The following is a 9569-nucleotide window of genomic DNA, read 5'->3' on the forward strand; positions in this document are numbered from 1 at the left end:
GCCTGGGAAAGAGCAAATGAAGTCGCCAGCGTGTCGGAGCCGGCAAAGTGCCGGTCGGTCAAGAGTACCGCCCGATCGGCGCCATAAGTGAGCGCCTTGCGCAGAGATTCCTCGGCCATGGGCGGACCCATGGTGAGCACCGTGACCTCGCCGCCATGGTGGTCGCGCACTTGAAGGGCCTGTTCGAGAGCAAACAGGTCGTAAGGATTGATGATCGTCGGCACGCCTTGGCGCATGATCGTGTTCGTCACCGGATGGACGCGTATCTGCGCCGAATCCGGGACCTGCTTGATACAGACTACGATGTGCATGAGGTCTCTTTAGCTCCGATCGCATGTGAGCATGACGGTTCGCCTTTCTTCCAAGCACCAATCATGCCAACCGCCTTTGGTCCGACAAGCCCATGAAACTCAAGGCGATCTTCGGTTCGCGGCATGCCGACCGCGTGACAATGTTGTCGGCTCCAGGACAATTGTCGCAACCGCGCCACACTTGTCGCTTCCCGACGGCTTTAAGAAGGTACAAAGGTGCGGCCAGGCGAGCGCGGGATGAGGAAAAGTGTGTACGGTTTTCCGCCCGCATCCCGCGCTAACCTAGTAGAATCGATCACGTTTATGATTTTAGGTCGATCGGACCGAAACTCATCGTGATCTAGTCGGCTCGCGCGCCTCAAGCACCTTAAAGATCCGATGTGAAAACGCCGCGGTGGTCGCAAACTCCGCACAGGCGAGCGCGCCGCTCGCACCGGCGGCGGCCACCACGGCGCCGAGGTCGGAAAAGCCTGCTCGGCCAGTTTTTGTCGCATCCGCTTCATGATGGGAAGTCCATGAGGTATTTAGCACCTTCGGTTCATAGGAAACGCCGAGGCTCTCTAAGACGTCCTCGGCACCCGACGGATCCTTTACGCGGCCGAGAATGTCAGTAACATGAGCGGCAAAGGTTTCGTCATCACAAGACACTGCATGTGTCCATTTTAATCCGGTTCATATCCTGCCGCTGCGAAGTAGTTGGCGCATACCTGCGGTTCGAACAGTCTGACGATGTCACCGACGGTGCCAGAGGGCATCCACCGGTCGCTCTGGCCTGGCTCGCAACAGCGCCTTGAGTTTGGACCGGGTTTGTGGGTTGATGGAATATCACTTCCTGCTCCTGATTAAACAGCCCGCCATGATCGGATACGCCGCTCAAGCGTGCGGCGAATACCGACCGTCTCAGGGCGCGGCCGCAGCATCTTCGCCGACGCTGGTCCGATGAGTTCAAAGCACGGGCGGTGGCTGAGGGATTGAAGCCGGCAAGAGCCTCTGGGCGATCGGATTGAACGAGATACTCAACAAGACAGATGCCTGATGCGGATGCCTGGCCCAGCTGGCCGAGTCGGCTTCTACGAGGCGGTTCAGGTAAAGTCCTTTGACAGTGTGTTGACGCGCACGCTGGTTGGCAATCAGCTCCTGAGCATCTCAACCCAACTTGGCAATCAAATCCGCAGCCTGATGGAGACATTCGGCCTTATCCGCCCCAAAGGAACGGGTCGGGTGGTTGCGAGTTTCTGACGGAGATCCCGGGCATCGGCGCCGTTACGGCGGTATCCTAAATCGCAGCGGTTGGCGCTCGGTTAGCGCCCGGGACTAACAACGAGACCCATTTCTTGCGTAAGAGGTGAAACCCATCTGCGGGAGCTGCTTTATGAAGCGGCGACGGTGCTTCTCACGAGCGCCAGTGCCAGAACCGAATTCTGCTGGACACGGGAGAGCTTGCCTGTCGCTGCGTAATCAGCGACCAGGGCAGCGAGAACCAGAGCAGACAAGAGAATTCCGCCGCCGGTGGATAAGATGTCCTTCGCAGGACGACCGATGGGGTAAGCTCGCGTGGTTGTCTGTTGCGGTCGCTCATCGCGATCAGGTCGCCGATTGGATTGTTCCGCCCCATTCTTCTGGTCCACAATGGAGGGAGCCCGGAGAGAAGCGCGATACTGCGAAGACATCATTCACCATAAGTACGAATAGTCAGAAGGTGCTTGACCTCACCACGTCGAATAGAGAAGACTCGGCAAACGCCACTGGACGCGGCGGTCCGCTTTTGGCTACCAGGCTTGCATTGTTCGGCATACTACATTGTTGGAATGCTGACATAGCTGGTTCGATCCATACCCCTGAATTTAAGGCGTTTTTTATTAGGCACGGACGTTGCTCTCGAGACGCGTCACCAGCGAAAATTGTGCGGAGGATGTGGAAATGTCAGAACCATGCTTCATGCCGGGTCCGGGCCGGCCGCCCTACCGCAGAACCTTCCGGATGGTAGCGGACGCGGGGACGGTGTGGCTAGTGGACGAGACCTTCGGGGCCCTGCCGCGCGGTCCGGACCTGCCGGAGCGCGTGAGGCCGCAGGAGCCGGAGCGGACCGTCGTGCTCACCGATCCGCGCGTGACCGTTCGGGCGTATCTGCTGCCTCGCGAAAACTTCTCATCGTCACCAGATGTTCGATCCCAGGCTCAATGCGGAGTCAAAGGAGCAGCGGGCAGGCGCGCATCGCGGCCTCTCGCCGTTCGACGGCAGGAATGACTGAAGTGTCCCGGCACTACAGGCGCGATGCTCTCTAGCACGACCGCTCCTGCGACGCAGGACATCTGCTGCCAACGACACTGCTTGACCCCGCAGCAGTGGTCTTCGAGTAACTCACGGAAACACATCGACACCAACCCGCTAAGCTTCCCAGTTGAGGCGTAATCCGAAAGCGCTTAGGGTTGGCCTTCGCCGACACCCAGATGACTCAATTGAGTTTCTGACTTTCAGTTGAGCTCTGCTAAAGGAATGTCCGGGACGTGGAACTCATATCATATCTCCCGAAGAGCCATAAGATAGCCGGATTGAGGAGACGAATATGCTGAGTATTAACTCTGAAACAACAAGACGTAAGCCAAACTCGGTGGATGCCCATGTTGGCCGGCGAATTCGCCAGAGGCGTTTATGGCAGAACATGTCGCAAGCCACTCTTGCCGAAGCTATCGGGGTGACGTTTCAACAGGTCCAAAAATATGAAAAGGGTGTGAACCGCGTCGGTGCGGGCCGGCTTCAGCAGATTTCGAAGGCTTTGAAAGTGCAGCCTTGCTACTTCTTTGAGGATACGCCTGACAAAAACCAGTCGGACGGGCAGTCCGCTGCAAATCAGACTGAGATCCCACCCGAAGTGGTTGAATTCGCTGCAAGCGAGGAAGGGATCGAGCTTATTAGAGCCTTTTCTCGCGTGGGCGACAATGATGTACGCCGCCGAATCGTAATGCTGCTCAAGTCTCTGAGCGCACACGAGTGGTGACTGGCCCGCTTCTGTGTGGAGGCAGAGTGCTCTCTAACGTCAGACGGCCACCACAACAGTGCGCCAACCCACACATGGCTTGGTGCATCCACAGCGCCGATGGTTGCCATGCGAACAAGCGATTTCTCGAATCTGGCCGAACGCTGCATAATGCTGCCAGTACCTTCGTCCGCATCGATGTGCTCGCTGTTTCGTTCATCCCGGTTGATGAGGCGGCTTAGACGAAGACATGAGGAGCCGGCCATAACTGCAAACGCACGCTATGCAGCTATATTGAGGATGCTTTCTAAAGAAGGAGTGATAGCAATATGAGCGGTGGCGTCAGCGTCATCACGGCAGGGAAGGGCGAAGACCGTACCGGAGCGACTGTTACTTCCGCGACGGCCCTGTCGATCGAGCCCCCTGCATGGTCGTTTCCCTCAACCGTTCCTCCTCCACATGTGCTGCGGTTGCGCGATTCGGCCATTTTTGCGTGAACGTCCTGGGCCACACCCACCAGATACTTGCGAATCAATTCTCCACTCAAGGCGGGCTGAGCGGCGCGGAACGTTACCGCGAGGCCGGGTGGACTCAACTCATCAGCGGCGCGCCCGGCCTTCGAGATGCTGCGGCGGCCATCGATTGCGTGTTTGAGGAGGCCATAGAACGGCACAGCCATGTGATTGTGCTCGGCCCGTGTTGTCGGCATTTGCACCGGTAACGGTGGTTCATTGGTCTATCATGACGGCCGGTACTTTGCATTGCCGAGTGGTGCTATAGGCAAATAGCTCTGGGGTCACCACACCGAAATTGAACAGCCATTGAACGATTGCGCCGCGCCTGTCTATGATCTCAATCAATTCATCTGTAGTTCGTTCGTGCTAGTTTGCACGCAGCTTTAGCCGCCGACCACGATCGGGCTTGGAAGAGAGCGATGTTTGCTACACCGTTTTCACCGGCGAGAGCGGCAACAAGAGTCAAGCCGACCCGGATCTCCTATTCTGAGAACTCAGAACGGGAGATCGAAATCTTTTCATTTGTAGCCTGCCGCGGAACGAGCGAGCGCTGACCTGAAGTTATCCGGGTCCGCTGCGTGAGCCCCGAATACGACCGGACCTGATATCAACCGACGTCAGAAGCCATGGATGTTGGAGGAGAGAAATGCACACATTGCTTACTCCCTGGCGCGGTGTCGCTGCGGGCTTTCTGTTGAACGGGATCCTCTTGGGGACCTGGGCTTCTCGCGTTCCCGCCATCATGGCTCACTTTCACGTTGACAAAGCGAACTTCGGGGCTTTGCTGCTACTCCTAGGGTTGGGCGCATTGATTTCGTTCCCTGTTGCCGGAAGGTTGTCCGATAGCTTGGGTGCAGTGCGGGTCGCCCGAACGATCGCTATCCCGTTCCTAGTTTCGATTGCCGCTCTAGGGTTTGCGTCGACAATACCGCTGCTGGCGATCGCCCTTTTTTTCTTCGGCATGTGTCATGGCTCCATTGACGTAGCGATGAACAGTTGGGCGAGCGAAGTAGAAAAACACATGAAGCGGTCAGTGATGTCGTCGTTTCACGCCATGTGGAGTGTGGGGGCTGTTCTGGGCGCAACGGGCGGTTATGTTGCCACGATCCTTCAGATCCCAGTATACGTCCATTTTATTGTTACGGCCGTGATGACCGGCGGGATGTTCGGACCCTTCCTTCTGCTCGATTGGCAATCAACTATCCGGGCAGTAAGTGGTTCAGTGGGATTGTCGTTACCTACCAGCGGTCTTTTTCTTGTGGGCCTCATTGCTCTCGCATCGGGATTAGGAGAGGGTACAGCTCTCGACTGGAGTGCGCTATATTTGCGTGATATAATCGGGACCGAAGAATCAGATGCCGCCCTAGGGTACACGGGCTTTTCTGTAGCCATGGTGGTGATGAGGCTCAAGGCGGATTCTCTTGTCACGCGATGGGGATCCGCCACTGTCACACGCATAAGCGGATTCTCGGCGGTCTTTGGCATTTTTCTGATCGTTGTCGGTGAAACCTTGCCGTTAGTCGTGGCGGGCTTTGTGCTGATGGGGGTCGGCTATGCGGCCGTCCTACCGTTAGCTTTCAGTCGGGCAGCAGCCGATCTTGTAGTGCCGGCGGGGAAAGGCATCGCGTCCGTCGCAACCTTCGCATATGGCGCGATGACGTTAGGCCCCCTTGCAATTGGACTTCTCGCCGAGGCAACCACAATGCGTGTCTGCTTTTTTTTCGTCGGACTGTTCGCAGCGCTCGTGGCAGTATTGGCTCCAGTGCTCAAGCAATAAGTGAAATCCTCGCTTGCTCCATGACACGTGATAGATCTCCGCATTTTGCCTTCGCCCGCTTCTGCAAGCGGCTTTAATCAAGGACTGCGGGCTCCGCAGGCGAAAAGGTTGGGCTGGACTGGGATCAGGAAACACCCAACGTGTTGCATTAACGGACCTGAGTACAGCTTACCTCCGGCCATGAGCGACGGGATGTTACTTGACGCGAAGGCCTTGATATACTTTCCGCGTGGCACGACGAAGTTTGGAGCATGGGCAAACCTCTATGCCGAAGCTGGCGTTGCAATCACCGCGCCACGGGATACGCTGCCGGGTCGGAGGCAGCGTCGATCTCTCAACGACGTCCGCTTTGCTCAACCAGCTGAAGCGTCTCGCACACGCGCCCCCAGGCCGGGGGACCATTAAGACAACTCTGATCTCTGCGTCGTGGAGCTCAGCGGAATCCAAAAGCTGAGACCCGATTCAATTCGTCCACGTCGATTTCTTGTGACCTTGCCCCGTTGAAATAATCCATTTTGAAGTAAGCTCTGGCCCATTGAGAGGACCAGGGAATGAAGCGCAACCGTTTCACGGACGAACAGATTATCGGCATTCTGAAGGAGCACGAGGCGGGCACGCCGGTGTCGGAGCTTTGCCGCAAACACGGTGTCAGCGACGCCAGCATCTACAAGTGGAAGGCCAAGTTCGGCGGCATGGACGTATCCGAAGCTAAGCGGCTGAAGACGCTGGAGGACGAGAACACAAAGCTGAAACGGCTCCTGGCAGAGGCCATGCTCGACAATGCCGCTTTGAAAGACCTTTTGGGAAAGAAGTGGTGACGCCCGCAGCAAGGCGGAACGCTGTCGCGCATCTGATGGATCGCCACCAGATGAGCGAACGGCGGGCGTGTAAAGCCAGCGGCTTTTGCCGGATGACGATCCGTTATGAAACCAGGCGCGACGATGATCATGATCTTCGCGAGCGCATGAAAACGTTAGCCCATGAACGCCGTCGCTTCGGCTATCGACGCATTCATGTGCTGCTCAGGCGCGAGGGGCGGCTTGTGAACCACAAGAAGCTCTTCCGGCTCTATCGGGAGGAGAAGCTCACCGTGCGCAAACGCGGCGGCCGGAAGCGAGCAATAGGCACACGAGCACCGATGCTGATCCCGATGACAGCCAATGATCGTTGGTCGCTCGACTTCGTGTCGGATCAACTCACCGATGGACGCAGGTTCCGGATTCTGACGGTCGTCGACGATTGCACCAGGGAATGCCTGGCACTTGTCGCCGATACATCGCTTTCCGGTCTGAGGGTTGCCCGTGAGCTGGATCGGATCATCGAGGAGCGCGGCAAACCGAAGATGATTGTCAGCGACAACGGCAGCGAGTTCACCGGCAACGCGATCCTGCAATGGACGGACCGAGCCAAGGTGGATTGGCACTACATCGCGCCGGGCAAACCGATCCAAAACGCCTTCATCGAAAGCTTCAATGGGCGTCTGCGAGACGAGTTCTTGAATGAGACTCTTTTCTCGTCACTGACCCATGCCCGATCAGCGCTTTTAAACTGGCGAAGCGATTACAACGATAACCGACCACACTCTGGCCTCGGCTGGCTGACACCTGCCGAGTTCGCTCAGACCATTAGCCCGCGACGTGATGCGGTGCTGCGCAGCCGAAATGGCTCCGCACCGCAACCCGCCGCTACCGCCGCAACTGCAGCAACCCAAAACCGCTGGAGCGAACTCAAAACTGGATAAAACTTGGGGGCAAGGTCACTTGATATGGACCCGGCACGTCTCTGCGGCGCATTAGGTACTACCATGAGATCGCTTCTCCCGGCGTGCACCACATAGTCAGCTAGATCGTGCGGATCAGCACTCCCTTGCCAGCGTGCGTTAAGGCCGTAGGTCCTCAATCCAGGGCTCAGGCCGCGCGCGCCCAAGAGGAGAGCCATGGCAGGATTCGAGCCCAAGACATGAGCAATCTTAGGCGCTAATCGACATTCTTATATACATAGCATCAATAGCTGCGATGCAAACAAATGATTTTACTGAATAGATATAGGGGTAATAGAAGAAAGTCCATTAAGTCGGAGCCAGTGAATGGGCGGCACTGTTAATCCCACTCGCGTTGACTGTCGGATAAAGCGGCTATCCTCTGCGACTGAAAGGGAGAAAACTATGTCTGATGCAAAACTGCAAAGCGTACTTTCTTCTCTTTCGAAAGTGCACAGGCAGCTGGACTCTCTTCCATCCAGTCCGGCACCAGGTGCCAGGTATGTCGAGCTCAATACAAACGAGAATCCATTCGCATTGCCGGCCACGGTAATGGAGAGCGCTGTTGCTGCTCTCAAGCGGCAGTATCTGTATCCAGAGGATGACAACATCACCCTGAGGGAAGCCGCCGCTGCGTCCTATGATCTTTCCAAGGATCAGGTGATCGCCGGTAACGGATCGTCCGAACTCCTTTCGCTCATATACAAAGCATTCCTTGACCCGGGTGACACTGTCGCGATGTTGTCCCCTGGCTTTGCATTCAATCACAAGCTCGCGCTGTTGCAGGGTGCTCGATTGCTTGAAATCAAATGGGGCGAAACGTGCTTGTTGCCGATACACAAATTGCTTTTCGGTCCTGCAAAGGAGGCCAAGTTCATTCTGCTGGCTAATCCGAACAACCCGACGGGAACATTTGTCCCTATAGCGGATATTGAAAGCCTCGTCGCACAATCTGACCGCTTGATCGTGCTAGATGAAGCCTATGTGGACTTTGCGCCTGACAGCGCTCTGCGTCTCATCGACCGCTATTCGAACCTCCTGATCTTAAGGACGTTTTCGAAGAGCTATGCAGCGGCCGGCATTCGCATTGGCTTCGGCCTCGGTCATCCTGAGGTTATAGGCAGGCTGCGCAATATCCAGAACATGTTCAACATGAATGTGATCGGCCATGCGGTTGGTGTCAGTATCCTTGCCCACCGCGCCGCCTATGATGAGAACCACAGCCATATCAAATATGAGAGAGAGCGGGTGAGCGTCGCGCTGTCGCAACTTGGGTTCTCTGTAACGCCTTCCCATGCGAACTTCTTGCTGGCGCGGGCGCCAGCAAGACGGGACGGCGTTTGGTGGCACGCCTGCTTGAAACAGAAAAAGATACTCGTGGCCGTCCTTCCTGATAAAGGTCTGGAAGATTGCATTCGCGTCAGCATCGGGACAAAACCACAAATGGATGCGCTTCTTGCAGCTGTCGAGTGCATTTTGGGAGTTCAGACGTTTCAATGATCGGACGTATAGCAGCCTTAGGCTCTGCTCTTTTGCGCGTGAGAAAGGACAGTGGCAACAAGAAAGAGAGCAACAACGGGAAGACTGATCTCCCCCACAGTGTTGACGATGCCACGCCCGCGGGGGAAGCTAAGTTCATAGTCTGTCGCCTGCACGTTTCTACGTCGGGGCGTCCTCCATTCAAACTGCATCTGGGCAAGGCTGCTGGGGCGGGAAAATTTCGTCTGCAGGTGCACAGGAACTGTTGAGCAATAGCCGAGCGTGCAAGGACGTGGCCGTTTCGGCGGCTTCAACGATCCGGCTTCCGCCGGCCTGAAACAAAGGCAGACTCGCCGTGAGTAGCGATGTGCGGCGAAGAAAGGCCCCCCGTCTTACTTCGCTTGAATCGAGGTCCGGGGGGCATCCCGGGATAAAGTCGGAGACGATTTAATGAGAAAAGCCCTTCCTTCGAAGCTAGCTTTCGGCATATTCGACCATTTGGACGAGGACGGTGGTGACATTGCACGACAATACGCAGACCGCCTCAGGCTAGCGGAAGCGTGTGATCGGCTCGGTTTTTACGCTTACCACCTGGCGGAGCACCATTGTTCGCCGCATGGGAGAAGTCCGTCGCCGAATCTGTTCCTATCGAGCGTCGCGCAACGCACCCGTCGACTTCGTCTTGGCCCTCTGACCATGCTGCTTAGCCTTTGTCATCCGCTGCGTGCGTTTGAGGAGATCTGCATGCTTG

At 56.5% G+C, this 9569-nt stretch carries 6 protein-coding genes and 3 pseudogenes; 6 read left to right on the forward strand and 3 right to left on the reverse strand.

Going from position 1 to position 9569, the window contains the following annotated elements:
- From CO676_RS33505 to CO676_RS35025, 3 genes and pseudogenes are all read right to left on the reverse strand, one after another.
- A pseudogene (locus tag CO676_RS33505) lies at positions 1–311 on the reverse strand (nitrogen fixation protein FixA); the annotation flags it as partial.
- A gap of 330 nt (positions 312–641) precedes the next feature.
- Entirely contained in the window at positions 642–959 is a 318-nt protein-coding gene (locus tag CO676_RS35620) for a hypothetical protein (RefSeq protein ID WP_179875759.1), read from the reverse strand.
- Positions 960–973: 14 nt separating this feature from the next.
- Positions 974–1112 (reverse strand): annotated as a pseudogene (locus CO676_RS35025) (IS630 family transposase); the annotation flags it as partial.
- 1765 nt (positions 1113–2877) lie between these two features.
- Between CO676_RS35025 and CO676_RS33525 the strand changes: the two are divergent.
- From CO676_RS33525 to CO676_RS33550, 6 genes and pseudogenes are all read left to right on the forward strand, one after another.
- Positions 2878–3309 (forward strand): helix-turn-helix transcriptional regulator, encoded by a 432-nt coding sequence (locus CO676_RS33525; protein WP_097524220.1) that lies wholly within the window; start codon positions 2878–2880, stop codon positions 3307–3309.
- 314 nt (positions 3310–3623) lie between these two features.
- Positions 3624–4076: pseudogene (locus CO676_RS33530) on the forward strand (flavin reductase family protein); the annotation flags it as partial.
- 373 nt (positions 4077–4449) lie between these two features.
- On the forward strand, positions 4450–5580 hold the full coding sequence (locus CO676_RS33535; protein WP_097524221.1) for an MFS transporter: 1131 nt from the start codon (positions 4450–4452) through the stop codon (positions 5578–5580).
- Between the two features lie 551 nt (positions 5581–6131).
- A protein-coding gene (locus tag CO676_RS33540) for an IS3 family transposase (protein ID WP_097524222.1) occupies positions 6132–7321 on the forward strand; the annotation gives its coding sequence in 2 pieces (ribosomal slippage) (positions 6132–6381 and positions 6381–7321; 1191 coding nt in all).
- A gap of 423 nt (positions 7322–7744) precedes the next feature.
- Positions 7745–8839, forward strand: a complete 1095-nt coding sequence (locus tag CO676_RS33545) for a histidinol-phosphate transaminase (RefSeq protein ID WP_097524223.1) — start codon at positions 7745–7747, stop codon at positions 8837–8839.
- 429 nt (positions 8840–9268) lie between these two features.
- Positions 9269–9569, forward strand: a 301-nt coding sequence (locus CO676_RS33550) for an LLM class flavin-dependent oxidoreductase (protein ID WP_144340248.1), incomplete at its 3' end; no start/stop codon positions are given.

It is taken from the genome of Sinorhizobium sp. BJ1 (assembly GCF_002531555.1).
GTDB classification, from domain to species: domain Bacteria; phylum Pseudomonadota; class Alphaproteobacteria; order Rhizobiales; family Rhizobiaceae; genus Sinorhizobium; species Sinorhizobium fredii_B.